This window comes from Endozoicomonas sp. 8E (genome assembly GCF_032883915.1).
Lineage (GTDB): Bacteria > Pseudomonadota > Gammaproteobacteria > Pseudomonadales > Endozoicomonadaceae > Endozoicomonas_A.
The window spans coordinates 1,485,878-1,511,694 of sequence record NZ_CP120717.1 but is presented as its reverse complement, the minus strand read 5'-3'; the positions used below and the strand labels follow the sequence as shown (position 1 = coordinate 1,511,694).

The following is a 25,817-nucleotide window of genomic DNA, read 5'->3' as shown; positions in this document are numbered from 1 at the left end:
GTAGCCCGAAATAAACAAAGAGGCGGGGTTTATGCCAAACGGATAAGCAAGGTGTGGCAAAAAAAACCTGAATAATAATCTGTTTCTTATAACCAAAATAAGGCTGCAGTGATGTGGCCTTATTTTTTCGGGCATTCGAAATGGAGTGTAGATCGGGTAACTCCTAAGCTCCTAAGACACCCATAAAAAATAAGACATTCAAACGACTCCTGAGACACCCATAAAAAATAACACAACTCCTAACAACTCTTAATGAGACTCCTGAGGAGACTCCTGAGACACCCATAAAAAATAAACTTCTAAGACACCCATAAAAAATAAGACATTCAAAAACTATATTCCCAAAAAAGATCAGAAAATCTATCTTCAAGTAACGTATCAACGAACCACACAGCTCCATCCAACGAACAGAGGCTGCTCAAGCCATAATTCAGACAATGCAAATCCATTCCGAGATAAGTCGAAGAGGGATAAAGAGTGGGTCTTTGACGTCTTAACTGACTTCTACGCTAACCTGTCAGGTACAAACGACTGCAGGCGTTTAAACCTCGAAGCCACTTCTGTCCGGCTTCAAGTGCATAAGTTTTCATTGCCTCCAGACGGCCAACTGCCCGATAAAAACGATTATTCCATTGCATGGTTTTCAGCCATTCATCCGGATCAATGTCCAATCTTTCAAGAATAGGAGGGGTACACGACGGGATGGAACCTTTCTTATCTGTTCTGACAACGCGGCCACTCCAGTCAACCAGTTCCAGATAGTCGTGAAGAAGGTAGGGAAGGGCAACGTCCGTATTCTGGCCCTGCAAACAAAAAGGTTTCAGGGTCAGCGGCTGTTTTTTAGTCTCAGAATGTGTAACCTGCTCCACGCGTTCCTGAATCGACGTGTAGTCTGACTCTTCCGGTGTTTCTACCTTTCCAGCCCGAATCGGATTCAAGTCAACGTAGGTCATGCAGGTCAGTAACGCTGCCTCGTCCAGCAATGCCTGGCTTTTAAAGCGACCTTCCCAGAAGCGTCCTTTACACTCGTCTTCTTTGTTGGCCTCACGAGCAAGATGCTCATTCAGGCAGCGCATAAACCAGCTGATATCCGTTAAACGACGCCGGTATTCCTCAGCATATTCATCAATACGGGCCAATTCAGAGCTGCCCAGTTTATCAGCGGCCAGATGCCTTTGCACCAGAAGCGGTCCTTTGAACCAGGTCGTCCAACGATGAAGCACTTCATTTCGTGACCAGCCTCTGGCAGATAACTGATTGATGTGCAAAACCACATGATAATGATTCGACATGACAGCATAAGCGCAGACTTCGATAGCAAAGACTGAAACCAGTTCCCGGAGTTTATCCACCACCCACTGGCGGCGATGCTCGTAGTTCTTGCCAGTCAGGTGGTTCTCTCCACAGAGGTAAGCCTGACGAACGCATCTTGCCATGCAGTGGTAATAAGGCGTTGAGCCGGGGTCAATCAGAGTATTGCGGGCCTGAGCCATGAACTCACCTGTCTGGGTAGAAAATCAGTGATGGATGAAAAAATAGACTAGGTGGATGGTAAAGCAAATTTATGGGTGTCTTTTTTTTCCCTCAGAGTATCAACCCGACGATACTCAGCGCAGTACGAGAGGATGGCAAAAATCTCAATCGCTACAAAGGGAAAAAACTTAAGGAGGTGTTGTCTGGCTTCCCTAAAGATCAATACCTCGACCTGGATGTAGAATGGCCAGGATTCAAAGCCTGGCCATATCGTTTGGTTGTCCGCTGGAATGACAGGAGACTGAAATGGGTATTCGTTGTAACCAACCTTAACCGGGTTGAGTTCACCCTGAATGAAGTACTTCAGGCCTATCGTCTACGATGGCAGATAGAGCTTATCTTCAAAGAGATCAAGTCCTATTCAGGGTGGCATCGTTTTAACACTAAATCAGCGACACTGGTGTTTAGCCTGATTCTGATGTCCTTCGTGGTTGTGACGTTGAAAAGGTATCTTGCCCATGCTGCGCAGGCGAACCTCTACGAAAGTGGAGCCATTGAAGAAATCTCGACGCATAAGGCGATGAAAAGTGGAACCCGGCTGTTTGGTAATGTCATTTTATCCCTGATGAATGCAGGAAAGTCTCTGCTCTCACATACAAGGAAGCTGCTGGACTTCTGGGCAGATAATGCGAAACGTGAACACCCTGCACGAGATGGTTGTTCAGGGCGTACAAGATTAGGTCTTTGTGCTGTGGGTGGGGCTTAATGTCTAACCTAAGTGAATAGCCTAACCCTATAGTTACATCAACTGACATATATGAGCCGTAGCCCCGTCAGGGGCAAATATAAACCCTGTAGAAATGCTGCAGGACAATGAAATTGCTGAATTCCTGGCCGAAGCCTAACTAGACGATGATCCTGCCGTGTTCATTATCGCCCTGGGTGATGTGGTCAAGCACAAAGGCGTAACCAAGCTGGCCAGACAGACCGGGCTCAACCGAGAAAGCCTCTACAAAGCATTCAATGGCAAGGCTCAACCTTGTTGGGATACCTTACATCGCCTGCTGAAAGCGCTGGGTGTCAGGCTGACTATTGCAGCCTGATCTGGTGAGCGCTTTCAACCAACCGCTGATCATTTTTTAACCACTTATTTGCAGTTTGTTATTTCCCTGAAGTTTGAGAAATCACCCAAAGGTTAATCCCAGACTTATCCACAGCCTCTGGGGATACTTTTAGAAGACAGCTGACTTTAATAATGACCTGAACAGTTCAAATAGGCCGCTGCTCCAGTTAACCCGGGATTTTCAGACAATATAAGCCATGTTGGTATGCCTGACATGTAGTCTCTCATCTTGTCTCTGTTCTCAAAGGCTTTCCGGAATGTTCCTCTGGCAAACAGCGTTTTCACTCTCGGGATAATGCCACCCGCAATATAGACACCGCCCCTTGCTCCCAGAACCAGTGCAGCATTCCCGGCGGTATTGCCCAGAATCTCAAAAAAGTGATCCAGCACTTCGTAAGCGAGAGAATCCTGATCTTCCAGAGCCTGAACCGTGATATCTGCCGCCTGCAGCTTATCCATCCGACCATCCAGGCTCGAGTGCGCTTCATAAAGTAATTCCAGACCTGAGCCAGAAAGTATTCTCTCAACCCCCAGCAAGCCCCCAACTTCTTTTCGGATAAATCGCCAGACACTGATATCTCTTTCAGTAGAAGGCGCAAAGTCGGCATTGCCTCCTTCTCCGGGCAGAGCTTGCCAACCCACAGGCGTTTCGATCAATCCACAAAGCCCCAGACCGGTTCCGGGACCGATTACCAGCTTGACAGCATCGGGATCAAAGTCCAGCTCAGGCCCAACAGACATGAGTTCGTTTGCAGGAAGGTGGGGGACCGCCAAAGCCTGCGCGGCAAAATCATTGATCAGTGCCATCACTTCCAGTTCGAAATCTTGTTTGAACTGTTGCTGATCAATTTTCCAGTGACTGTTGGTGAAACTGACTTTTCCATCCACGACCGGGCCTGCAACAGCAAGACAGGCCCTGGCAATGGTTTCAACCCCCTGATTTTTAAGATAGAGCCGAACAGCATCTTCCAGATCGGAATAATCAATACTCGACATCATCTGAATGCCTTCCAGCACCAGACTGTCAGGATTCACCAGGGCAAAACGGGCATTGGTACCACCAATATCCCCCACCAGAGATCGCAATACTTCAGTCATCAGATACATCCAGGCCAACAGGCTTCATGACAAGTGAGGATGTCAGTATTATAATCCTGCGCCCGAACTCCTGACCTGAAAATAGCTGAAAAGCTCTCGGACTCTCTATGACTGTTGCTTCAGAAAACTCAACCAATGGCTATGGCGCTCGTTTTGGAGGAAGCCGCAGGCTCTATGGCAGCGATGCCGTGGACACGCTGAAACAATCCCATGTCTGCGTCATAGGTATTGGCGGAGTCGGTTCATGGGCAGCAGAGGCTCTGGCCAGAACCGGAGTAGGGACTATTACTCTGATCGATCTGGATGATGTCTGTGTCACTAACATCAATCGTCAGCTTCATGCCACTACAGAAACCATTGGTCAGTCCAAGTGTGAAGTGATGGCCAGCCGCATTCAGTCCATTAATCCGGACTGCCAATGCCATGTTATTGAAAACTTTGTAACGACCGAAAATGTCTCGGAGCTGATCAATCCGGACTTTGATTATGTACTGGATGCCATAGACAGCTTCAGAATCAAGGCCGCCCTGATTCATCACTGCAAAAGAAACAAGATTCCTATCATCACTACAGGTGGAGCCGGTGGTCAGGTCGATCCTACCCTCATACAGATTACCGATCTGACCAAAACCTGGCACGACCCTCTGGCAAAAAAAGTCAGAAACCATCTGAGAGACTTCCACGGCTTTACTAAAAACAGCAAGCGGAAGTTTGGTGTCGATTGTGTCTTTTCTTCAGAACAGGCCGTCTATCCTCAACCCGATGGGACAGTATGTCAGCAGAAGCCTTCTGATATAGGTTCTACAAAAATGGATTGTGCCAGTGGTTTTGGCGCCACCACCGTTGTGACGGCGACGTTTGGCTTTGTGGCTGTGTCTCGAATCATTAAAAAAATCATCGATAAGAAAACTGTAAGAACCTGGTCAGGTGCTTAATTGCCCCCCCAGTTTATATCATCTTTCATTTCTTCCGGAAGTTGATTGTCTCTGGCTTTGTCCAGAGCTGTGCGCATTTTCTGCGAGTCTTCATCACTCAGTTTTTCGGTGCCTTCCTGAATCACGTCTTCGGTAGCTTCTTCAACCGGTGCAAACATATCTTCAATCCGCTTTTCCATTTCCTCGTTCAAAAACAGAATTTCAATTCTACGATTTGAGCTGGATTCAGGGTTTTCAGGGTCGCGCAGTACCCGGTCAGCCATACCCAACACCATCATAATCCGGGACTCCTCCAGTCCTCCAAAAACCAGTGTTCTTCTGGCAACCTGGGCCCGGGCTGACGATAGCTCCCAGTTTGAATAGTTATTCCTCTGAAAGCCTGAGCTGTCAGTATGACCGCTGATCATGAGACTGAAAGAAAGTTTGTTCAAAATAGGGGCCAGTTCAAGCATTAAATCCTGAAAAAATGGCTGCAGTCTCGCGCTCCCCTTTTCAAACATATTCTTCTTGTTATTGTCCAGAATGACAATACGTAAGCCTTCCGGTGTTTTCTCCAGATCAATGTAGTCTTCATATCTTCCAGCTGATTTACTGCCGCCCACCAATTTTTGTAATTCATCGGACAGCTTGTCGAAAATCAGCGTGTTATTCAGCGTTTTGTCCATATCATCAGCAATAACTTCAGTCTCTTCCCTGCCTCGATTGTTTGCCCCTGGTCTGGGAATATTCACCAAAGTATTCATTCCCCCAAAATTGATGGGCTTGGAACTGCTTGGATGGCGGAATGAGCCCGGATCTTCAAAATAGGTCGCAATGGCTTTCTTCTGTTCCTTGTCCGTGGCGCTCATGATCCAGAGCAAAAGAAACAAAGCCATCATGGCAATGGCAAAATCAGCAAAGGCTACTTTCCATGAACCGCCATGATGCCCATCGCCATGACCGCCATGTTTCTTTTTAATGACAATGACATGATCTTTACTCATGAGCCGTCCAGCAACTCTTCCAGTTCACTAAAAGTGGGGCGTTTGTCCGCAAAAAGCATTTTCCTGCCGGAATCCACTGAAACAACAGGAGGAAAACCGGACTTGTTACTGCCCAGCCCCACCCTGATGCAATGAAATGCTCTAATCTCCTGATCGATTGAGTGGCCAATGGCCGTTGCACAGGGTCCTACTAATCCGTAGGCCATAAATATGCCAAGAAAAGTACCTGTCAGAGCCGCAGCGATCAATCGGCCCAGTTGATCCATTGGGCCATCTATCGCCCCCATGGTAATAACGATACCCAGTACTGCCGCGAGAATACCGAAGCCCGGCAATGCATCAGAAATCAACTGCAGAGCATCCGCTGGACGCATCATTTCTGACTCCATGGACTCAATTTCTTCCTCAATAATGGTTTCGTATTCGTGGGGTTCAATGCCGTCTACCAGTGACAACCTGAGGTTTTCAGTAATGAAGTTATAGATATGAGGGGTCTTCATAATCAGAGGGTATTTGGAAAAAACATCGCTGTTTTCAGGGTTTTCTATATGCTCTTCAAGCGCCTTGGTCCCTCCCTTTTTTTTCGCCATATTGAATAGCGTATACAAAAGAGAGAGCAGCTCATCAAAATATTCACGATTAAAACCTGAATTATTGACGGTATAAACCAGGTGTCGCCCGGCCGCTTTGACAACATTCGTTGGGTTCGCAATCATAAACGCCCCCAGGGCGCCACCACCAATCATCACTATTTCTGCTGGCTGCCAGATAGCCCTCATTTCACCACCCGCAGCCATAAAGCCACCAAAGATACAGCCTAGCTGGATAAGCAGCCCCAAGATTTTCATAACACTATTCCCTGTTCCATTCTTCCAGCAGCGAGCGCAGTCTTAGAACAGCCTGACGGTGTAACTGACAAATACGAGCCTCCGTCAGATCCAGAGCTTCTCCAATTTCTTTCATATTCAGTTCATGAACATAATAGAGATTCATCAAATGTTGCTCTCGTTCCGGTAACTCCTTTAAAGCATTTGCCAGGGCCCTGCTGCGCTCCCCTCCCATGGCAACCACTTCTATAGAGTCATCCTGATTAACCTCTATGATTTTGCTGTCAGCCTCACCCTGCATCAACCCATCCAGACTCAGCAGGTTGTCGGAATTACTGCTCTGCAACATGCGGTGGTATCGCTCAAGGCTGACACCAAGCTCTTCGGCAATTTCTGACTCGGCCGGAGCCCGTCCCAGCTTTGTATTAAGCGCCTGAATTGCCTTCCTGATTTTCTGTCCGTGTTCCCGATCTGTTCTGCTGCGCCAGTCCCACTGTCGTAACTCATCAATCACTGCACCTCGAATCCGGGTTTTGGCAAACTGTTCAAAAGGGACTTTGCGGCCCGGATCGTAACGACTGGCAGCATCCAGAAGGCCCATCATCCCGGCTTGCAAAAGATCATCCCGGGAAATATTGCTACCCAGACTGCTGGCCAGATGCAGCACAATCTTTTTGACCAGGGACAGGTGCTGTTTAACCAGAACATCCCGCTGATTTCCTGCCTGTTGGCGATAAGCGTCAAGTCCTTTTTGCTGCATCTCAGCCACTAAGTTGCTACTGGATCACAAGATCCGTAATCAGACAGTCTTCCACCCTTGCTCCCACTCTCTCTTTGTCGAGCAGGGCATTGACTCTCGCCAGCGTTTCAGCACGGATAATCTCTGTAACTCCCCCGGCTTTAACCTCTTCAAACGAGAGAGAGCCCAGATAGTTGATGACTTCATTACGAATAAGAGGCCGGTAAGCTTCCAGTGTTGCGATCACGGTTTCATCCCGTACCATCAATGACTGTTTTATCTGCATATATCGAGGTCGGGCATCACTTTTGAGAGTGATAATAAATGGCTCAAGCACCATAAAACTGGGTGGTCCCAATGCTGCAGCTTGGGGTTGCGGCTGCTGTTGCTGTTGCTGTTCCTGTTGCTGCGGCGGATTCATCATTGTCATTGCCACAAAAGCGCCACCACCCGCCAGCAACAGCACCAAAAGAATAATGATGATGATTAATAACTTGCCGTGGCCTGAATTTTTGTTTTCAGAGTCACTGCTTTCTTTTTCATCTGCCATGAGTCCAGAAACTCCTTTTCCTATGATCTGTTAAACGAAATGATCCAATAATCTGCCGCCATGAAGCCTGAATTGTTCCTGGGCACTCTGATAACCATTTGATTCATGACAACCATCGGCGGTGGGCAGATATTCTGAAGATTGTTCCGACGTATCAGCGTCTTTCTGGCTCCCCACATCTACTGACATTTGCCCCAGAGTCAGTGATTCACTATTAAGAGCTTCCCGCAGGCGATCTCCGTGAAGCAGCAGCAAGTCTCTGGCTGCCGGTGTTGCCGTTATCGCCTGAAGGCTGACCGCATCTCTGTCAACGCTAACGGTCAGCGTTACCCGACCCAATTCCGGTGGGTCTAACCGAAACTCCATTTTCTGCTCGCCCTGCTTAATCATTTGCACCACTGTCTGCCCGAAGGGTCGCTGAGCTACTTCAGGTTGCAGAAAAGGTTGCTTAACTGTGGCTGACTGGGCGACTGGTGATGACTCAGTCATCTGAAAGGAAACAGGCTGTTGGGAGGTTTGAGGCGTCTGATTAACGACGGCCTGTATTGATTCGGTTGGCTGTATCAATGCAGGTGCTGTTTTTAAAGAAGCTTTCCGTTCCATTGCGAAATTGAACAGAGACAGCGGAGCTGGAACTTCTTTTAATCCATTGTGATTTTTTATCTCCGGCGCTTTGGCTTCTGTCTGGATCTGATCCGGTTTTAAAGTGATTTCCGGCTTGAGTTTTCCTGTTTGGTGATCGACTTCCTCTACCAGATTAACATCCGTTAATGGTCTTTGAGCCTGGGACACCCCTTGAGTATTAACCGGAGTCAGAGAGACCTCTGATTTCTGTAGCCGAACAGGCAGATGGAGTTTTTCAGATCTTCCGGGCATTGACAGATTTAAATCAGGCCGTTCAGTGACCCCTTCTGTTAAAGAAGTACTTTTTATTTCTACGGCTGTCTGTTCAGGTTTTGCTTCTCTGGTCAGTATCGGTAAGCTGGTGACGGGAAAATGCTTTGTCAGTTCTGAAGCATCAGGGTTTGCCAAGGGTAAATCTGTTTTTGCCTGCCTATCAACAGGTATCAACCCTGCAGCCAGAAGCTCCGGAGAGACTAACTCTGTGGATGCAGGTTCTATTAAGGAAAACTGTTGAAGAACAGTTTCAAATGTCAACTCAGAAGAAGTGGTAACTGTCTGAGCAGCCGCCATGACCTGCGGTTGAGCACCATCAACCGATGGCGCTGAACTCGATAGAGATAACAACGAAAAAACTGGCAGCGCCTGGTTTTCCATTCAAACCACTCCGTTACTGGACAGTTGCAATCGCAGCTTTAGGTACGGAAATATAGTTCCAGGCTTCCTGAATTTCTTTTAACAGTCCCACAACTTCACTGATAGCAGCCAGATCATTACTTGCGTTGGCCTCAGTTAAACGTCTGATGCAATAGAGATATAACGATTGCAGATTGCTGGCTAAATCACCTCCTTTTTGAAAATCGAGAGACTGTTCCAATACCAGCAGAATTTCGATGGAAAGGGAAAGGCGATCAGACTTGTTGCTGAAATCCTTTCGCTCAATGTGGTGGCTCGCTTTAGCCAGATTGTCCATCAGTTTAGTAAACAACACCCCCACCAACTGAACCGAATCAGACGCTTCTACACCCGCTTTTTCCTGTTGTTTATAAGCACCCAGACCTTTTTTCTTCATGACCCCTCCATGATCAGGAATTATTGTTATTCAGACTATTCAGACTGCTGGTGATCCACTCACTGGTTCCACTCAGTGAGGCCAGAATACTTTCCATCGCCAGGAACTGATTCTGGTAATAGCTACGGGTCCGCTCCAGTCTCAGCTCCAGTGCCGCACGATCATCTTCAATATCACTCAAGCCCTCTTCAATCCTGTCCTCCCGACTGTCAAGCGTTCCGCTACTTTCAAGGTGAGGAGTGAGAACGGCTGCCATTTGACTCATTAAGCCATCTTCACCAGCCAGCACCTGCGCCAATTCATCAAAGTTGTTAGCCAGGGCGTCATTCAGGCCATCTGTATCCAGACTTAACATGCCGTCTTCGGTAGTTGTCAGACCCAATTGCCCGAGCGTTCTGAATGTGTCACCGTCTTCACCATATAAAGAACTGATGACACTTCTCAACTGACCCTCAATAGCCCGGGCCTGGGTATCGCCATTAAGAGGCCCTGCTGTAATACCATTAAAATCTGTGAGGGTATCAAGGGTAGACTTAACATTATTCCAGGCATCCACAAAGCCCTGCATAGACTCTTTCAGGCTGTCTTTGTCTACGGAAATATTCACAGTGACCGGATCTGTGCTGACGGCTTTCAGATCAAGAGTGACGCCATCAATAAGGTTTTCCAGCTGGTTGTCTTCGGAAGTAATAGTGATTGCAGAGGCTCCTGCACCAAACCGGATACTGGCATCCACTGCCACCTGTAAATCGGTAAAGGACCCCAGAGTTGCTGAGCCACCGGAAAGGCCACTGAAGTCACTCGTTATGGTGTTTGCTGCTCCGGATTTCTCACTGGTCAGCATCAGACGTTGCTGACCGTTTTCATTAATAATCGTTGCCTGAACTCCGGTGTTATCGGCTCCGCTGTTTATGGCATCACGTAAGTCAGCCAGACTCTCTGAACCCGGTTCGACCGTAACAGAGAAGCTTTCACCGTTAACCGTGAGATTGACCGTTCCGGAACCAATAGTGGCATCTGAAGCGATGGCTGCGGATACAGTCTGGTGGCGAGTCGCCAGCTGATCCACATAAAACTGATAACTGCCTTCCCCGGCGCTGCTGGAAACGGTTGCGCTCAGAACGGACTCATTACTGACGCTGACGGCTCTGGGACTGAATTTACTGATGCTGTTCAGGCTTTCTACCTGAGTATTAAAATCATTCAGTGCAGACTTCAGGGTCCCGACAGCTGACAGTTCTACATTGAAGGCCTCCTCTCTGCGAGCATAACGGCTTTCAGTGGGAGCACGCTCGGCCTCCACCAAAGCGTTGACCATGGAGCTAACATCCAGCCCTGAGTAGATGCCACTTAAACTGAACATAATCAGCCTCTGATTATTACCTGCTTTTATTCAGTCGGCACTGCTCTGAGAAACATAACCGAATAACAGACAGCTCTATAAAAAATGGGAGCTTACTGGCTCCCACAAAGACCATCAGCATTAAAGCTGACTGAATTTTACCTCTCCAGCGATTAACGCAGCAGAGACAGAATGTTCTGAGGGATCGCGTTAGCCTGAGCCAACACAGCAGTACCGGCCTGTTGCATAACCTGATACTTACTCAGATTCGCTGTTTCTGAAGCAAAATCAGTATCCACGATACGGCTTCTGGAAGCACTCAGGTTTTCACGGATATTTGAAAGGTTATTGACGGTAGTGGTCAGTCGGTTTTGGGATGCACCCAGACTGGCTCGAACAGCGTCATAAGCAGCAATATCCGCATCCAATGCACCCACTGCTGCTTGAGCGGTAGCGGCATCGGTAAAGGTAACCGCGGTCAGCGCAACGGCAGTAAAGTTGAGGTCTATGTTATTGGTGGTAGCATCGGTATAGTCAACTGCAATTTCGACGGTACCTGCGCCAAGAACGGTTGTCCCGTTAAACTCAGTCGTTGCGGCAATACGGCCAATCTCAGCCAGTTGAGCATCGTATTCGGCTTGCAGGGCGGTAACATCAGCAGCCTCATAGGTACCACTTGATGCCTGCAAAGCCAGATCCCTCATACGCAGCAAAGAGTTAGTGATCTCGCTCATGGCACCTTCAGCAGTCTGGGCCATGGAGATGCCATCGTTGGCATTTCGGATAGCGACACCAAGTCCACCAATTTGTGCAGCCATTTTATTCGCAATCTGCAAACCGGCAGCATCATCCTTAGCACTGTTAATACGCATACCAGAAGACAGACGCTGCATGGCGGTCTGAAGACCCGCCTCAGTCTTGCCCAAATTACGCTGAGCATTCTGAGAGAAGATATTGGTATTTACGGTCATTGCCATTTTACTAATTCCTATTCATGGTTTTACTCGCTTAATAACTTCAACGTACTGCCTGTTGATAAGTACCACTCGGGAAGGCTTCTGGATTTATTAAATAGACTTGCCATTCTTTTAAGTCGTTTTTAAAGTAAAAAAATGTTTTTATATATCTATTGCGAATTCATTTTAGAAAACTATGCTCCTGGTTAATTTCTTCGGGTTGCAGTCTGTTTTGCAAAGTTGCGAAACAACCTGAACTATTCAGAGGAAACCCCATGACACCGGAAGTTGTGGCAGACCTTTTTCGTGATGCGCTGACCCTCATTGTTCTGATGGTATCGGTGATTGTGTTGCCCGGACTGCTGGTGGGTCTGGTGGTCAGCACATTGCAGGCTGCGACTCAAATCAATGAACAAACCCTCAGTTTCCTGCCCCGTCTGCTGGCGACACTGGTCACTATAGGCATGACGGGCCCCTGGCTGATTCAGGAATTTATGGATCTGTTTCTCCGGCTGTATGAATTTATTCCAGAGATGCTGGCCTGATGGGAACCTTTACCTTCTCTGAGGTGGTGGGCTGGATTGGTCAGTATCTCTGGCCATTTTTTCGTATCGGAGCCCTCTTTCTGGCAATGCCTATAATCAATAGCCAGGTAGTGGCACCCAGAATCCGGATAATTCTGGCAATGGCCATCACTATTATTGTGGCCCCCATGCTGCCTGCGGTACCCGCAGTAGAGCCACTGTCGGGTGCAGCCCTTCTGATCACTGCACAACAGCTGGCTGTCGGGCTTTTAATGGCGATGGTACTGCAAATCTATTTCGCTATTTTCACCTCCGCCGGGCAAATGCTCTCCCTGCAGATGGGTCTGGGTATGGCGGTCATGTTTGATCCGATGAACGGCGCCCAGATTCCGGTAATCAGCCAGGTATTCCAATTGCTGAGCTTTCTGATGTTTCTGGCATTTGACGGGCATCTGGTCGTCATTTCTATTGTTGTGGAGAGCTTTAATACTATTCCCATTGCACCCTTTTCTATTCGCCAACTGGAGATTGACCGACTGCCCGCCATGGGCGGCTGGATGTTTGCCAGCGCACTCCTGATGGTTCTACCCGCCATAGTTGCGTTATTGATCGTCACTTTTACCTTTGGTGTGATGAACCGCTCGGCGCCGCAATTCAATATTTTCAGTCTGGGCTTTCCTCTGACCATGCTGGCAGGCATTTTTATTCTAATGCTGATCAGTTCCACCCTGAACGGTGTCTTCACACGATTTACCCGGACTGTTCTGGACATTCTACGATCTCTGGTTCTTTAGGAATTTTTAGATGGCAGAAGAATCACAGACTGGCGAACGCTCAGAAGAACCCTCCGAACGAAAACTTCAGAAGAGCCGTGACGAAGGTCAGGTTCCCCGATCCCGGGAACTGGTCACCTTTGCTCTACTGGCTTCAACTCTGGTTGCTTTATGGCTCAGTGGTGGATTAATTCGCGACCAGCTATTTCAGGTTATGTACAAAAGCTTCAGGTTTGAAAAAGACGTATTGCGTCAGGAAAGCTGGCTGACAGATCACCTGATCGTCAGCATTACTCAGGGGTTCTCCGGTCTGCTGCCCTTTATGCTGATTGTCATTCTGGCCTCAATAGCCGCTTCAGCGGCTTTAGGAGGCTGGATATTCTCAAATAAACAGATACGACCCAAGGCTGAGCGCATCAGTTTTCTCAAAGGCATTAAACGCATGTTTTCTGCCAACTCCATGATTGAGTTATTAAAGTCCATTGCCAAAATCTCGCTGCTGGCTTTTTCTCTCTGGCTCATTAATCAATGGTTCTTTCGGGATGTGCTCTGGCTGAACCGGCTACCGATATTTCAAGCAGTTTCAGAGGGGTTGAGCCACCTTACCATGGCCATCACCATTCTGGTCAGTGCCCTGCTGTTGATCTGTTTTATTGATGTACCTTTCCAAAGATGGAACCACATGAAAAAACTGCGCATGACACACAAGGAAATGCGTGATGAAATGAAAGAGTCCGAAGGTCAGCCAGAGCTTCGTTCAAGACTGCGGGAGAAGCAACAGGAAATTGCGGGTCGCAGAATGATGCAGGCCGTTCCTTCAGCGGATGTCATTATCACCAACCCGACCCACTTTGCAGTGGCTCTGAAATATGATCTGGACAAGGCCAGAGCGCCCTACGTCGTAGCAAAAGGCGTTGACAGCGTAGCCCTGCGTATCTGCGCTGTGGCACGGGAATACAATAAGCCGGTGGTACAGTCACCCACATTAACCCGGGTGATTTATCATACGACACAGTTGAATCAGGAAATTGCCGACGACCTGTTTTTGGCCGTTGCCCAGGTTTTGGCTTACGTCCATCATCTGAACGACTTTCAGGCCGGACGCAGAAGCAAGGCACCCGATTTACCAACACCGGAAGTCCCCAGTGCCTTCCGGGAAAAATGGGATAAAACGAGACAATGATCAAGGAAGCTCAACGTCTGCTATACATGATGTCGCCCAAGAGCGGCAACCTGAATATCGGGATTCCGCTGATCGTACTGATGACGCTCGGTATGGTTACACTGCCCATGCCGCCTTTTATGCTGGATGTATTCTTTACCTTCAACATCGCACTGTCCCTGCTCATCCTGTTAGTTAGCATTTACACACTCCGACCTCTGGAATTTGCCGTATTTCCAACCATTCTGCTGGTTTCCACTCTGTTGCGCCTTGCCCTGAACGTGGCATCGACCCGGGTAGTGCTTCTGAATGGACACACCGGCAATGGCGCTGCCGGAAAGGTGATTCAATCCTTTGGTGAGGTTGTTATTGGCAACAGTTACGTTGTCGGTCTGGTGGTCTTCTTTATTCTGGTGATTATCAACTTTGTGGTGGTCACCAAGGGTGCTGGTCGTATTTCCGAGGTGACCGCCCGCTTCACTCTGGATGCCCTGCCAGGCAAGCAGATGTCCATCGATGCAGATCTCAATGCGGGCGTTATTGACCAGCAGGAAGCCCACGACCGTCGGGAAAGTGTACGCCGGGAGGCAGACTTCTACGGCTCAATGGATGGTGCCAGCAAGTTTGTCCGGGGTGATGCTGTCGCCGGTTTGCTTATTCTTGCCATTAATATCATTGGTGGAATGCTGATAGGCACCATTGGTCATGGGTTATCCGCCGGAGAAGCCTTTGCTACTTATTCTCTTCTGACGATTGGTGATGGTCTGGTTGCCCAGATTCCTTCGCTGCTGCTCTCCACCTCTGCGGCTATCATGGTAACCCGTGTTTCTGAATCTGCAGATGTGGGGCATCAGGTTTCCGAACAGATGTTCTCTTCTCCAAAAGCTTTGGGCCTGACTGCCATGATTTTAATGGTGATAGGCATTGTTCCCGGTATGCCCCACATACCCTTTCTCAGTCTGGGACTGATCGTGGCGTTTCTGGCCTGGTGGACCACCAAACGTCAAAAGGATGAACCCGAACCCAGCCCTTCTGCAGCCAATACAGAAGATGTCAGTGAGTCATCACCCTGGTCCTGGGGAGATATTCCGCCAGTGGATACCCTGGGGCTTGAACTGGGTTATAAACTCATTCCTCTGGCGGATGAAAATCAGGGCGCGCAGTTACTCACTCAACTGAAAGGCATTCGTAAAACCCAATCCCGGGAGCTGGGCTTTCTGATTCCCAGCGTGCATGTGAAAGATAACCTGAACCTGAAACCGGATAACTACAATATATTGCTCAAGGGTGTCATTGTTGCCGAAGGACAGATTGAGCCCATGCGTTTACTGGCGATCAATCCCGGTGAAGTATTTGGTGAGATAAATGGTATTGCGACTTCAGAGCCTGCTTATGGGCTGGAAGCACTCTGGATTGAAACCTCAGAGCGGGAACATGCCGTCGGACTAGGCTACACGGTAGTCGATGCTGCCACAGTTATCGCTACACACCTTAATAAAATTATTGATGAACACGCCAGTGAGCTACTTGGGCATGATGAAGTGGTGCAACTGCTGGATAAGCTAACTCACTATTCCCCCAAACTGGCTGAAGACCTTATTCCCAAGAAACTATCCATGAGTGTGTTTTCCCGAATACTCAGAGATTTGCTGACTGAAGATGTCTCTGTAAGCGATATTCAAACCATAGCCAGCACCCTGCTGGAATCGTCTGAACGGATTACAGAACCACACCTTCTGACCTCTGAAGTTCGAATTGCCCTGCGTCGCAGCATTATTCAGAACCTGGTGGGCAACACCTCTGAAATACCGGTTGTCACCATGAGCTCAGAGCTGGAGCAGGTCATTATGCAAAGTTACCAGCAGGCCCGTCAGAGTAATGACTTCTCCCCTGACACACTGCCACTTGAACCCCGAATTGCGGAGCAGCTGCAGGTTCAAATGCCAGAAGTCTCTGCCAACCTTTCTGCTGAAGGAAAAGTGCCTGTGATGCTGGTCAATGCATCATTGCGCCCGGCCATGGCAAGATATGCTCGTTTATGTACCGAGGGTATGCATGTATTGTCGTTTAATGAAATCCCTGAAAATAAAGAAGTCATTGTGGTTGGCAAAATTGGCTGATTGTCTTTATCAGCTAATAGCGGTATGTTTTTTAATAACAAGAATTATCTGGTGATAAGCCAGTTATATGGAATTTCCCATGGAACGGAAATCTTTATCAGGCAATACCGAATCCAGCCTGTCGGGTGAAACAAAGACTCGCCGGGTTCACCCGCCGTCAAAGTTCAAGGATCTGACCACTTATGATCTGACTAACCCGGATTATAAGATACACGACCTTTTGCCGACACTTGAATTGATCTACCGACGTTTTTCCCAATTATTTCGTCACAGTCTCACTGCTGTTTTTCGTCGCCCGGTAGATATTCATTTTGAATCGGTCGATTCCCTGGCAATCGGTGATTATCTGCATCAGGAAAATATACCTGATGTGCAGTATATCTACCGCTCTACAACACTGAAGTGTGCTGGCTTCATGGCCCTGGAAACACCACTTTTATATTCTCTTGTAGACATTTTTTTCAGTGGTACCGGCGAGTTTAACGAAAACCATGAAGAGGAACTGACCAACGCCGAGATTCGCATCATGGAAAGGCTGCTAAAATCTGCAGCAGATGACCAGACCGAAGCCTGGAGCAGTATTCTTTCTTTCAAGATACGCCTAGCTGAAAATCACAACCGCCCCATATCCACCATTTTTCGCTCAGATACCGAGATTATCCTTCTGAGTCGCTTCACTATTTCCCTTGGCTCCACAGAAAGCCCATTTCATATCATCATGCCTTATCAGGCTCTGGAACCGGTCAGAGAAAAACTGCAGGCCTTTAAATTCACAGAACAGGATCCCACCTGGCAACACAACATGATGGCCGGGGTTATGCAGGCTCCTCTGGAAGTCTCTGCCCGATTATGCGAGTTGAAGCTGAGCCTTCGCGATGTGCTGAGACTGAAAACCGGACAGATCATTCAGGCAGATATTCCCAGCAGTGTCACTGTGAAGTTCGCAGGCATTCCAGCCTACCGTGCTGACGTCTGCACTGTGAATAATATGCTGGCCATGAAAATCATTAGCTCTCTGTATCAAGGTGAGAAAGAGTAGGCAGAAGTCCAACAGCCTGAGGAAAAAAATCTATGAGTAATGAAGAAAATGAAAACGAGCAGGAAATAGCTTCGCCACAACCTGCAGATGATAGTGTCAGTCTCCAGGACAGTCTGGAATCAGAAACCAACTCCAAAGAGATTGAAGATAACAACAACCCGCCGCAGTCAGTCAGTGATCTGGGCATGATTCTTGATATTCCAGTGACACTTTCTCTGGAGCTGGGCAGCACCGAAATTAACATTGGTGAGCTAATGCACCTTAATAAAGGCTCAATTGTAGAGCTGGAGAAAGAAGCCTCCGAGCCTTTGGAAGTGAAAGTCAATGGTACCCTGGTCGCCTACGCCGAAGTTGTGGTGATCAACGATAAGTACGGTATTCGCTTGCTGGATGTCATCAGCGAATCAGAACGTCTGAAAAATCTGGCCTGACCTGTGACTATGAGGTTTCTGATCTATGCCGGCCTGACATTTCTCCTGACTCCGTCACTCAGCTGGGGACAGGAAGGCTTTCCATTAATGACGGTCACCAGTAATGGCGATTCTCAGGAATACAGCGCCAGTCTTCAGATTCTGATTCTGATGACGGCACTGAGCTTTATTCCTGCTGCGCTGTTGATGATGACGTCTTTTACCCGGATTATTATTGTTCTGGCGATTCTGCGTCAGGCTCTGGGATTACAGCAAACTCCCCCGACTCAGGTTTTGCTTGGAATATCGTTGGCACTGACCCTGATTATAATGCAACCATTATTTGGGCTTGTTTATACTCAGGCGGTAGAACCTTATCTGGATGATCAGTTGACACTGATGGAGGCTCTAAAACAGGCGGAAATTCCTGTCAAAGATTTTATGCTACGCCAGACCAGAGATACGGATCTGGAATTGTTTTATCAAATTGCCGATATCACTCCACCGATCGATGTTGCTGAAACACCTTTCTCCATCGCTATTCCCGCTTTTGTTACCAGTGAATTGAAAACCGCCTTTCAAATTGGCTTTGTTATATACATCCCCTTTCTGGTGATTGACCTGGTAGTGGCCAGTGTTCTCATGGCCATGGGTATGATTATGTTGTCACCCCAGATGATTTCGCTGCCTTTCAAATTAATGCTGTTTGTTCTGGTAGACGGCTGGGCCATGATTATGGGTACCCTGGCATCAAGCTTCTTTTAACAACTCACTTTCTATCATTCGCGCTTTATCACGAATAAACCGAACCTGGGCATAGAGTTTGAGAATTTCTCTGTGAGACTGTTCTGCCTGCCTTTGTTCAATGGAAGACCACTCGGGAACAGGAAGTTGTTTTAAATCATTGCCATGAATAAACGGCACCTGACTTTCTGTACAAATACTGTCAAGCAACATTTTTCCGGTTTGCGAGCGCAGGAATCGAAACAAAACAATAGAGCTATTGAGATAAGTATTTTTCTTCAGTCGAAGAATGACAAAGGACTGATTGGCCACCCAGTTTAACCCACAGACATCCGGTACAATGGCAATTCGCCCCGCCTGTCCCTTAATAACCAGCAGAACATCTCCTGGTCGCAGTAACTGTTGCTTTGCTCGCTTCAGCCCTTTTTCATCAACATGAATTTCTTTTTCAGGGTGCTCAATCTCTCCAGCCTCATTAATGTCATTGGCTGTTACTTCCAGAAATACCTGTTTTTCCAGACTATTATCACGCAGAGCCTGAGCTCTTATGATATCGACCTGTGACTCTAAATGACTGGCAGCTAAAGGCTTTCCGAGTAAATCAATGCGTCGGGTGTCAGCACAATAATGTCCGGGATCAAGAATAACGCTCCCCTGAATCAACTGCCTTTTGTCCAGTTTTTTGGAGAAACGAGGGTTTACTGTTTCATCATTCATTTGTTCAAGAATGACATCCACATTATTCAGCTGAATTTTGGCTGCTCCCTTTTTGCGGACAGGGGTAACTTTGAAGTAGTCGCTACTGGCATCTATCAAATGCACATTATCAGTAACCTGTCTTTTTGCCACCAGCACATAAAGTGGCGTGGCCCGACCGGGAAGCAGTCCTTTGGGCAGCTTAATAATAGCGTGTAGCCTGTTCTGTTTTAATAACCAGCGGCGAAAGGCAATATGATGCTCGGTATTTTTCTGAAGAAACACCCCCGGCACAGCAATGACAACCTGTTCGGAACAGCGCCAGAACATATGCCGGATAAACAACATTTCTTCATTACGAACCTGGGTATCCAACCGTTGGAAAATATCTCGAACTTCATTCACTTTATAACGGTGGTCTGCTGTCAGAAGACCCACCCCATGGTCAAACTTTTGTAGCTGGCCCGATTTAAAAAAAGCAGGTTCAAGTACCGGATGCCCCCGGGCAATATGAATATCCGGATTAATCAGAACACTCAAAGCATCCAGGCTATTGATAGAAGACTGCTCAGAATAAACCTGGCCGGTGAGCGCAAGATCCGCTCCCAGAATAAAACTATCCGCATTGGGCAGGTAGCAACTGCCAACTGGTTCGGACAGTGCCTCCAGCAGCCCGCCAATGGCTTCGGGCAGTGCCGAGGAGAGGGGTCTGAAGCGGCGCTGCAAGGCCAGAGGAATCTCATTGTACTTCAGTAGCTTATGCCTCTTTGCGGTCATCACTGAGTGGCAGGCTCGGGTGATTTCATCTATCGGGATCTGTCCAGGTAACTCATCACCCTGTTGCCAGGCTATTTGCCAGATACGTTGATCTGCATTGGCGAATGTCTCCGGTACTTTTTTCTGTCCGATTTCTCTGAACAGCTGTTCAAGTTCTGAATGATTGTCTGGCAACTCTCGCTCCGGCAAAAACTCCATTTCACACAACCTTGCCCAGGCAAAGAGCTGCCCAAGCAGAACCAGGTAAGCCTGATACCAGTTTTTATTCTGTAACGTACCCGGAATAAGGGCATTAACAATGTCGCGGCTCATAAAATCATTCTCTGAAAGGGTTAATTTAATGGTTATTGACTAAATCATCTGCTGATTAGTTAATTTTTTGATAAAACATCTAATCAGACGCTGATTAGCGTATTCAGAAAAAAATTAATGACGAATTCGAACCTTTCCTGTGCTGATAACTTCTGCATGCACAATTTTGCCGGAAGACCGGTTTCTTACCCGAATGGTTTCCTGTATTTCGCCATCATCCAGAGACACCCCGGACATAGAAACCTCTAGTCCATTCCCGCCGGCAATAATCTGGACGATTTCCCCCTTGCGAATCAAATAGTCTTTTTCGAGCATATTGGCTGAAATCAGTTTCTGTGCACCTATACTGCGTTTGATGACTCTCCCCCTGATTTCATTGATTTCAGTAAAAAACTGACCTCTCAGCCTGCTGTAATCGGCTTCCCGAAACACAAGAACATCGCTGGTCAGCCTCTGCCCTCTGGCCAGAGCACGAGCACTGTGAATAACAGGCACCAAAATCTTACTTTCAGTCATCACCGTCATTCGCCATTCACCAGGGCATTCTACAATTCGTTTGACAACCCCCACAGGCGGACGCGCTCCGGAAGCTGCAGAAACAGACAGGTTGCCTTTGCAGGTTCTTCGGGATTTACTGGAAGAAAGAGGGCGGACTTTCAGTTCATAGCGGGCACCGGGAATCGATTGAATAAAACCGGCCACTGCTTTTTCAACGGATTGATAAACTCTGCGTTCAATCTCTTTTGCGAGGTCTGTATCAGAAGCGGTGTGAGGAGAAAATAGCGAGGCGATGAGTATGGATGATCTGAAAAGCGGTCTGAAATGCGGTATCAAAAGCGGCATGGATGCTTCCCTGCATAAAGTACCTTATGAAGCATCAGGTTAACCTTTAAATCAGTGATTGCCAACGGGCAATCCACTGGATTTTGTTATTAGCTTGGGGAACGAGGTAAGGGGCAGAGCTGGAGAGCTATTCATACCAGGGCTTATAGCTATAAGCTAAACTCCCCAGGGATCTTACAGCATCTTTTGAAAAAGAAACCAATGCTTCTACAACCGAAGCCTCCCGACTTTCTTCGCCTTGATTGAAAGAAAGCCTGAGGGTTGTATCGCAGTGACGGGCAGGAGCCACTCGATCACAGACATACCTGAATTGGTACGATTCGATAAGGCATAGAATCAAGTGCTCCAGACATATCATTTTACCCTCCAAATGAGAGCACGCTTTTAAGATTTCCGGCTTTTTCCCCAACGCCTTGCAGAATCTTTTGTCGCCACTCACCAGCAACATTTGCCCATCTTTTATTGCCCTATATAATAAAAAAGCTTCCCCATGGTCAAAAGCGTCCTGCAAGGTAGACAGCAAAAAGACATCCTCTACGTGTGCTTCTTTCATTCTGGGGATTGCTTTTACTTCTTTTGTGATCCTGCTCCTGACTGAAGGTTTGTTGTATCCGTATTGTTTATCACCAAATATTTGTTTTTCAACCACATGAGGCATTGCTTCAAGAGCACGGAAGCCACTTAACTTTAAGTACGTAGATGCTTCATCCAGAAGGCGGCAGCAAGAAAGTTTATAAGCAGCATCGGTATCGATCAAACCGAACATTTACCCATTACACCTTTTGGGTTATACAAGACGACTCAAAACGTACCTGCTATCTTTGGGGATTTCTGTTTCATCAATGTTTTGCTTAAGAGCGTCCCTGACATACTCAACAGCATCGTAATGGCCGCCTATAGTTTTCAACGCAGCGTTGCCAACAGCTATAAAGTTCTGGTTATGCGCGTAGTTCAGTGCAATGTGCCCCGGCTCAACCTGGTGCTTTCGTCCATAATCTTTGGATGCCTTTGCCAACTGGCGACCTGTCAGTCCCCCACTTTTTGGGCCAATCGGGGTACGACTACTACCTGTAAGAAGTTTTAAGCCGTATGCCGTTGCCTCTTTTTCTTTGGGATTATCGTCATCACTGTCAACAACTTCATCAAGGTAGCCAGCACCCTCTTTCACATGACCGCAACCAATGTGACCTATTTCATGAGCGAGGACAAAGAGTTGCCATGAAGGGTCGCTACTTTTCTTGGCCAACACTATTACTGGCCGACCATCAACGTCAACAACCATGCCTTCAAACTTCTTTGCACCTTTGGGTAAACGGCTCAAATAAATGACAGGAATACCACGACTCCAGCAATAATCAACCAGGTTATCAAATCCCGTCCAAGGGTGGTCTTTTAATATCTTCTGCCGGATCAAACCAGCATTTTTAGGCAAAGGCTTATATCCCCTTACTGCTGCTGACGCAACCAGCTTAGCCATGCTTCTGGCTAGAGATTGACTAAGTACAACCTGATCTTCTTTTTTATTTTTGGTGAGCTTGTAGTGGACATTTTCAGCAAGCTGAAACTTTACACTCCTTCGGTTATCGAGTAATGAAGCAAGATCCAACCCGAGATTCTTCGAAAAATGCATCTTGAGCAATAACATCGACTGTTCTGATTTTTCGAGGCTCTTATCCCACCAGACGGGCATCAAATCATTAATAAAAGCAGCGGAAAAACCTGTGCTGGCTAACCTATCTACTAATTTTTTCATTGGGTTGGCGACGGTCATAGGCTACCTCTTATTTTGCCAGCAGCTCAAAGCAGCGCGAGATTGTATATTGTTATCGACAAGACCCAACTCTAGCGCACGAAAATTTAAAAACCAAACAGAATAGGCAGCCGTTAAAGGGGGCAAAAGCCCAAAATCAAAACTGGAGCAACCGTACAATCCCCAAACACAAAAAAGCCTCAGAACACCTCTAAGGCTTTTTAAAATCCAACCAGAATTAAGTACCTAACCAGTTGGTTCCTCATATTCTGGACGGCGGCTTTTTCCATCCTTCTGCGTTCCAACTCTGGTTGCGTAGCTATGGCTACGCGCCCGTCGTTGCGCCTTGAAGGATGAAAAAATCCACTCGCCAGAATATGCGAAACCAACTGGCCAGGTACTTAGCGAGGGGTGCGCTGCAGCAGTCGATCTGTCTCCTGAAGTTCATCCCGAAGCTGTTTTTGCTGCTGTTTTTCGGTTTCTTTGTTTTTTAAATGTTCAACGCCGCTGGTCATTCTGCGCTCTTCTTCCAGCCGCTGGTTAATTTGCTCGAGATTTCCAGACTCTGCTTTTATCTTCTCTTCCAGCAAAACAGAAACATCTGCAAGTAATTCAACAAACTGATTGCGACCCCAGCAGGATAGTGATGAAAGTTTTTCTCCAGGACGACTATCGCAGGATTTCCGGGCATCATTTAACAACTCTTTCTGGGAGTTGAGAGAAGCCAGACTCTGCTCGGCATGCTGTTTCTCTCTTTTAGTTAACTGGCTCTTTTTTTCCAGTGCGGACTGTGCTTTTTCCAGGCGCTGAACCTTGCTCATGATGTAACAACCTGATCAGGCTGCCAGATATTTATCAGTTGTTGAACACTGCCAGAGAGATCAACCTGTTCATATCGGCTCTGCTGGAGGAAACGCTCCATCTGCGGACGATGTTCAATCGCTTTGTCAAGCTCTGGATCAGCTCCGGGTTTGTAAGCCCCTATAGCCATAAGTTCTCTGAACTCATTATACCGGGCATGGTAACGTCGGAACACCTGGGCACAGGTTTCATGTTCTTCTGTTATCAACTGAGACATGGTTCTGCTGATAGAGGCCTCCAGGTCAATGGCCGGGAAATGCCCTCTTTCCGCCAGCTCACGACTTAGCACAATATGTCCATCCAGAATGGAGCGGGCAGTGTCTACTACAGGCTCCTGCATATCATCACCTTCTGCCAGTACGGTATAGATGGCCGTTACTGAACCTTCACCGGTTCCCGTTCCGGCCCGCTCCAGCAGTATCGGAATCTTACTGAATACCGAAGGCGGAAAACCTTTTGCAGCCGGAGCTTCACCCACAGCCAGCGCGATTTCACGGTGAGCCTGGGCGTAACGGGTAAGGGAGTCCATCAGCAGCAGAACTGATTTACCCTGGTCTCTGAAATACTCGGCAATTTGATGACAATAGAGTGCAGCACGAATTCTGCGCACGGGCGATTCGTCACCGGGTGATGCCACCACAACTGCTTTTTCCCGACCTTCCATACCCAGAATCTGATCCACAAACTCCTTCACTTCCCGACTACGTTCACCGATCAGACCGACAACCGTAACATCCGCCCGGGTATTACGGGTCATCATGCCCATCAACGTGCTTTTGCCCACTCCACTGCCAGCAAACAATCCTACTCTTTGCCCTTTTCCTAAAGTCAGCAAACTGTCGATCACTCTCACTCCCACTTCCAGTGGCTCATCGACCGGCCTCCTGATCATAGGGTTAAGGGGGGGTGAATGGATTGAGATTCGGTCAGACAGAGTCAAGGCACTGGAATCAAGCGGCTTACCCATAGCATCTACCACCCGCCCTAACAGTTCTTCCCCCACAGGCATGGTGTGATTGAGAGAAACGGGAATGATTCTATCTCCGGCAGCCAGGCCTTCCATTGTCGTTGAGAGGGGCATCAGAAACTGACTGGCACCGTCAAATCCAACCACTTCTGCTTCTACCTGACGACCACTGCGCATATTGATATGACAAAGTTGACCAATGGGTAATCGTAATCCCTGCGCTTCCAGAAGAAGACCTTTTATAGCTGAGATCTTTCCGGATAATTTGGCAACAGGTACGGTCTTCAGTTTTTCAATAAGATCATCAGAAAGAGGCATTAACCTGCGTCCTCCATTGCAGCAGGCAAGTTTTCACGAATGATATCGAGACACTCCACCAGCCGGGATTCCATGCGTGCTTCCGCTTCTGTCTGGCTGGAAATAATCCGGCAGTCGTTCATTTGTAATTCATGATCTTCGACGACCTGCCAGGCCGCACCAAAATCTGGTTTGAGTTTCTTGAGCAACTCCGCATTGACCGGATTCACATGAATGGTGTACTGAGCATCCTCAGGCATGATACTCAGAGTTTCCCTGACTACAGAGACTATCTGTTCCGGAGAAGTCATCAGTTCCCGGCGCACTACCTGACGACAGGTTTCTTCTATAACTTTTCCCAGCCAGCTGATCTTTTCGTCGCCGCCATAATTGCCACCAGAGCGAAATTCAGACATTTCTTTTCGCAGCAGGGATACCAGTTTTTTCTGCTCCTCAGTAGCAATACGCCCACCTTCTCTGACGCCCAGCTCTCTTCCTTCTTCAAAGCCCATTCGGCGGCCTTCTTCCACACCTTTGGCATAGCCTTTCTCAATACCCTGCTCCAGAATACTCTGCAATACTTCAGCAGAGGGCTCAATGGATTCCCGGGTGGCTGGCACTTTATTTTGAACCGTTTCTTCAGGCTGGAAAGCGCTGTGGTCGGCAGTTTGTTGATCTATCTCTGAACTCTGAACTTCCCCCGGCTTGCGATGGACCGGAAAGAGAAACCGTTTGAAGGCAGCTGTTTCAGGCTGCCATATTTTTTGTCTGTTTGTCATGAACCAACCTGCTGTTAGTATTATGAAAAACGTGATGGATATTG

Annotated in this window: 26 protein-coding genes and 1 pseudogene; 10 read left to right on the top strand and 17 right to left on the bottom strand. The window is 47.7% G+C overall.

All coding sequences use genetic code 11. From position 1 onward, the window contains the following. Nucleotides 1-509 precede the first annotated feature (509 nt). A complete protein-coding gene (locus P6910_RS05445) occupies nt 510-1,493 on the bottom strand; it encodes a transposase (protein WP_317145271.1) in 984 nt (327 codons plus the stop codon). Between the two features lie 71 nt (nt 1,494-1,564). Here P6910_RS05445 and P6910_RS05440 point away from each other — a divergent pair, with 71 nt between their 5' ends. Beyond that, complete coding sequence (locus P6910_RS05440) at nt 1,565-2,239, top strand: transposase (RefSeq protein ID WP_317145270.1); 675 nt, start codon at nt 1,565-1,567, stop codon at nt 2,237-2,239. A gap of 154 nt (nt 2,240-2,393) precedes the next feature. Beyond that, nucleotides 2,394-2,576, top strand: a pseudogene (locus tag P6910_RS05435) (addiction module antidote protein); the annotation flags it as partial. Nucleotides 2,577-2,722: 146 nt separating this feature from the next. On the opposite strand, the gene glk reads toward P6910_RS05435, so the two are convergent. Further along, nucleotides 2,723-3,694: a glucokinase gene (glk, locus tag P6910_RS05430; RefSeq protein ID WP_317145269.1), complete on the bottom strand. Its 972-nt coding sequence runs from the start codon at nt 3,692-3,694 to the stop codon at nt 2,723-2,725. Nucleotides 3,695-3,801: 107 nt separating this feature from the next. On the opposite strand from glk, the gene tcdA reads away from it, so the two are divergent. Further along, nucleotides 3,802-4,629: a tRNA cyclic N6-threonylcarbamoyladenosine(37) synthase TcdA gene (gene tcdA, locus P6910_RS05425; protein ID WP_317145268.1), complete on the top strand. Its 828-nt coding sequence runs from the start codon at nt 3,802-3,804 to the stop codon at nt 4,627-4,629. Here the strand turns inward: tcdA and P6910_RS05420 are convergent. From P6910_RS05420 to P6910_RS05385, 8 genes are all read right to left on the bottom strand, one after another. After that, complete coding sequence (locus tag P6910_RS05420) at nt 4,626-5,612, bottom strand: flagellar motor protein MotB (protein WP_317145267.1); 987 nt, start codon at nt 5,610-5,612, stop codon at nt 4,626-4,628. The two genes, tcdA and P6910_RS05420, sit on opposite strands and share 4 nt — an antisense overlap. Beyond that, nucleotides 5,609-6,460 (bottom strand): flagellar motor stator protein MotA, encoded by an 852-nt coding sequence (motA, locus tag P6910_RS05415; RefSeq protein ID WP_317145266.1) that lies wholly within the window; start codon nt 6,458-6,460, stop codon nt 5,609-5,611. Before motA ends, P6910_RS05420 begins: the two co-directional genes overlap by 4 nt. A 4-nt stretch (nt 6,461-6,464) precedes the next feature. After that, the gene (locus P6910_RS05410; RefSeq protein WP_317145265.1) at nt 6,465-7,199 is read right to left on the bottom strand and encodes a FliA/WhiG family RNA polymerase sigma factor; all 735 of its coding nucleotides are present in this window, start codon (nt 7,197-7,199) and stop codon (nt 6,465-6,467) included. 16 nt (nt 7,200-7,215) lie between these two features. After that, nucleotides 7,216-7,728, bottom strand: coding sequence for a flagellar basal body-associated FliL family protein (gene fliL / locus P6910_RS05405; RefSeq protein WP_317145264.1), 513 nt, complete (start codon nt 7,726-7,728; stop codon nt 7,216-7,218). Between the two features lie 30 nt (nt 7,729-7,758). After that, on the bottom strand, nt 7,759-9,006 hold the full coding sequence (locus P6910_RS05400) for a flagellar hook-length control protein FliK (RefSeq protein WP_317145263.1): 1,248 nt from the start codon (nt 9,004-9,006) through the stop codon (nt 7,759-7,761). Between the two features lie 13 nt (nt 9,007-9,019). Then, a complete protein-coding gene (gene fliS, locus P6910_RS05395; RefSeq protein ID WP_317145262.1) occupies nt 9,020-9,421 on the bottom strand; it encodes a flagellar export chaperone FliS in 402 nt (133 codons plus the stop codon). 13 nt (nt 9,422-9,434) lie between these two features. Further along, nucleotides 9,435-10,784, bottom strand: a complete 1,350-nt coding sequence (fliD, locus tag P6910_RS05390; protein WP_317145261.1) for a flagellar filament capping protein FliD — start codon at nt 10,782-10,784, stop codon at nt 9,435-9,437. A gap of 152 nt (nt 10,785-10,936) precedes the next feature. Then, entirely contained in the window at nt 10,937-11,740 is an 804-nt protein-coding gene (locus P6910_RS05385; RefSeq protein WP_317145260.1) for a flagellin, read from the bottom strand. A 254-nt stretch (nt 11,741-11,994) separates the two neighbouring features. On the opposite strand from P6910_RS05385, the gene P6910_RS05380 reads away from it, so the two are divergent. From P6910_RS05380 to fliP, 7 genes are all read left to right on the top strand, one after another. Next, complete coding sequence (locus P6910_RS05380; RefSeq protein WP_317145259.1) at nt 11,995-12,264, top strand: flagellar biosynthetic protein FliQ; 270 nt, start codon at nt 11,995-11,997, stop codon at nt 12,262-12,264. Further along, nucleotides 12,264-13,037, top strand: coding sequence for a flagellar biosynthetic protein FliR (fliR, locus tag P6910_RS05375; RefSeq protein ID WP_317145258.1), 774 nt, complete (start codon nt 12,264-12,266; stop codon nt 13,035-13,037). Before P6910_RS05380 ends, fliR begins: the two co-directional genes overlap by 1 nt. 10 nt (nt 13,038-13,047) lie before the next feature. Further along, the gene (flhB, locus tag P6910_RS05370; RefSeq protein WP_317145257.1) at nt 13,048-14,199 is read left to right on the top strand and encodes a flagellar biosynthesis protein FlhB; all 1,152 of its coding nucleotides are present in this window, start codon (nt 13,048-13,050) and stop codon (nt 14,197-14,199) included. Continuing rightward, entirely contained in the window at nt 14,196-16,298 is a 2,103-nt protein-coding gene (gene flhA, locus P6910_RS05365) for a flagellar biosynthesis protein FlhA (RefSeq protein ID WP_317145256.1), read from the top strand. Before flhB ends, flhA begins: the two co-directional genes overlap by 4 nt. A gap of 79 nt (nt 16,299-16,377) precedes the next feature. Further along, nucleotides 16,378-17,337, top strand: a complete 960-nt coding sequence (locus P6910_RS05360; RefSeq protein WP_317145255.1) for a flagellar motor switch protein FliM — start codon at nt 16,378-16,380, stop codon at nt 17,335-17,337. Between the two features lie 32 nt (nt 17,338-17,369). Then, nucleotides 17,370-17,768, top strand: coding sequence for a flagellar motor switch protein FliN (gene fliN, locus P6910_RS05355; protein WP_317145254.1), 399 nt, complete (start codon nt 17,370-17,372; stop codon nt 17,766-17,768). A 9-nt stretch (nt 17,769-17,777) separates the two neighbouring features. Further along, the gene (fliP, locus tag P6910_RS05350; protein ID WP_317145253.1) at nt 17,778-18,512 is read left to right on the top strand and encodes a flagellar type III secretion system pore protein FliP; all 735 of its coding nucleotides are present in this window, start codon (nt 17,778-17,780) and stop codon (nt 18,510-18,512) included. Here fliP and P6910_RS05345 read toward each other — a convergent pair. The 7 genes from P6910_RS05345 to P6910_RS05315 form a co-directional block, all read right to left on the bottom strand. Further along, a complete protein-coding gene (locus P6910_RS05345; protein ID WP_317145252.1) occupies nt 18,498-20,276 on the bottom strand; it encodes an N-6 DNA methylase in 1,779 nt (592 codons plus the stop codon). The two genes, fliP and P6910_RS05345, sit on opposite strands and share 15 nt — an antisense overlap. 114 nt (nt 20,277-20,390) lie before the next feature. After that, the gene (flgA, locus tag P6910_RS05340) at nt 20,391-21,119 is read right to left on the bottom strand and encodes a flagellar basal body P-ring formation chaperone FlgA (RefSeq protein WP_317145251.1); all 729 of its coding nucleotides are present in this window, start codon (nt 21,117-21,119) and stop codon (nt 20,391-20,393) included. A 127-nt stretch (nt 21,120-21,246) separates the two neighbouring features. Continuing rightward, complete coding sequence (locus tag P6910_RS05335) at nt 21,247-21,885, bottom strand: hypothetical protein (protein ID WP_317145250.1); 639 nt, start codon at nt 21,883-21,885, stop codon at nt 21,247-21,249. 21 nt (nt 21,886-21,906) lie between these two features. Continuing rightward, nucleotides 21,907-22,890, bottom strand: coding sequence for an ImmA/IrrE family metallo-endopeptidase (locus tag P6910_RS05330; RefSeq protein WP_317145249.1), 984 nt, complete (start codon nt 22,888-22,890; stop codon nt 21,907-21,909). Nucleotides 22,891-23,270: 380 nt separating this feature from the next. Next, nucleotides 23,271-23,690: a hypothetical protein gene (locus P6910_RS05325; protein ID WP_317145248.1), complete on the bottom strand. Its 420-nt coding sequence runs from the start codon at nt 23,688-23,690 to the stop codon at nt 23,271-23,273. After that, nucleotides 23,687-25,015: a FliI/YscN family ATPase gene (locus P6910_RS05320; RefSeq protein ID WP_317145247.1), complete on the bottom strand. Its 1,329-nt coding sequence runs from the start codon at nt 25,013-25,015 to the stop codon at nt 23,687-23,689. Before P6910_RS05320 ends, P6910_RS05325 begins: the two co-directional genes overlap by 4 nt. After that, nucleotides 25,015-25,773 carry a FliH/SctL family protein gene (locus tag P6910_RS05315; RefSeq protein ID WP_317145246.1) on the bottom strand — a complete coding sequence of 253 codons (759 nt, stop codon included), beginning with the start codon at nt 25,771-25,773 and terminating at the stop codon, nt 25,015-25,017. Before P6910_RS05315 ends, P6910_RS05320 begins: the two co-directional genes overlap by 1 nt. Nucleotides 25,774-25,817 lie beyond the last annotated feature (44 nt).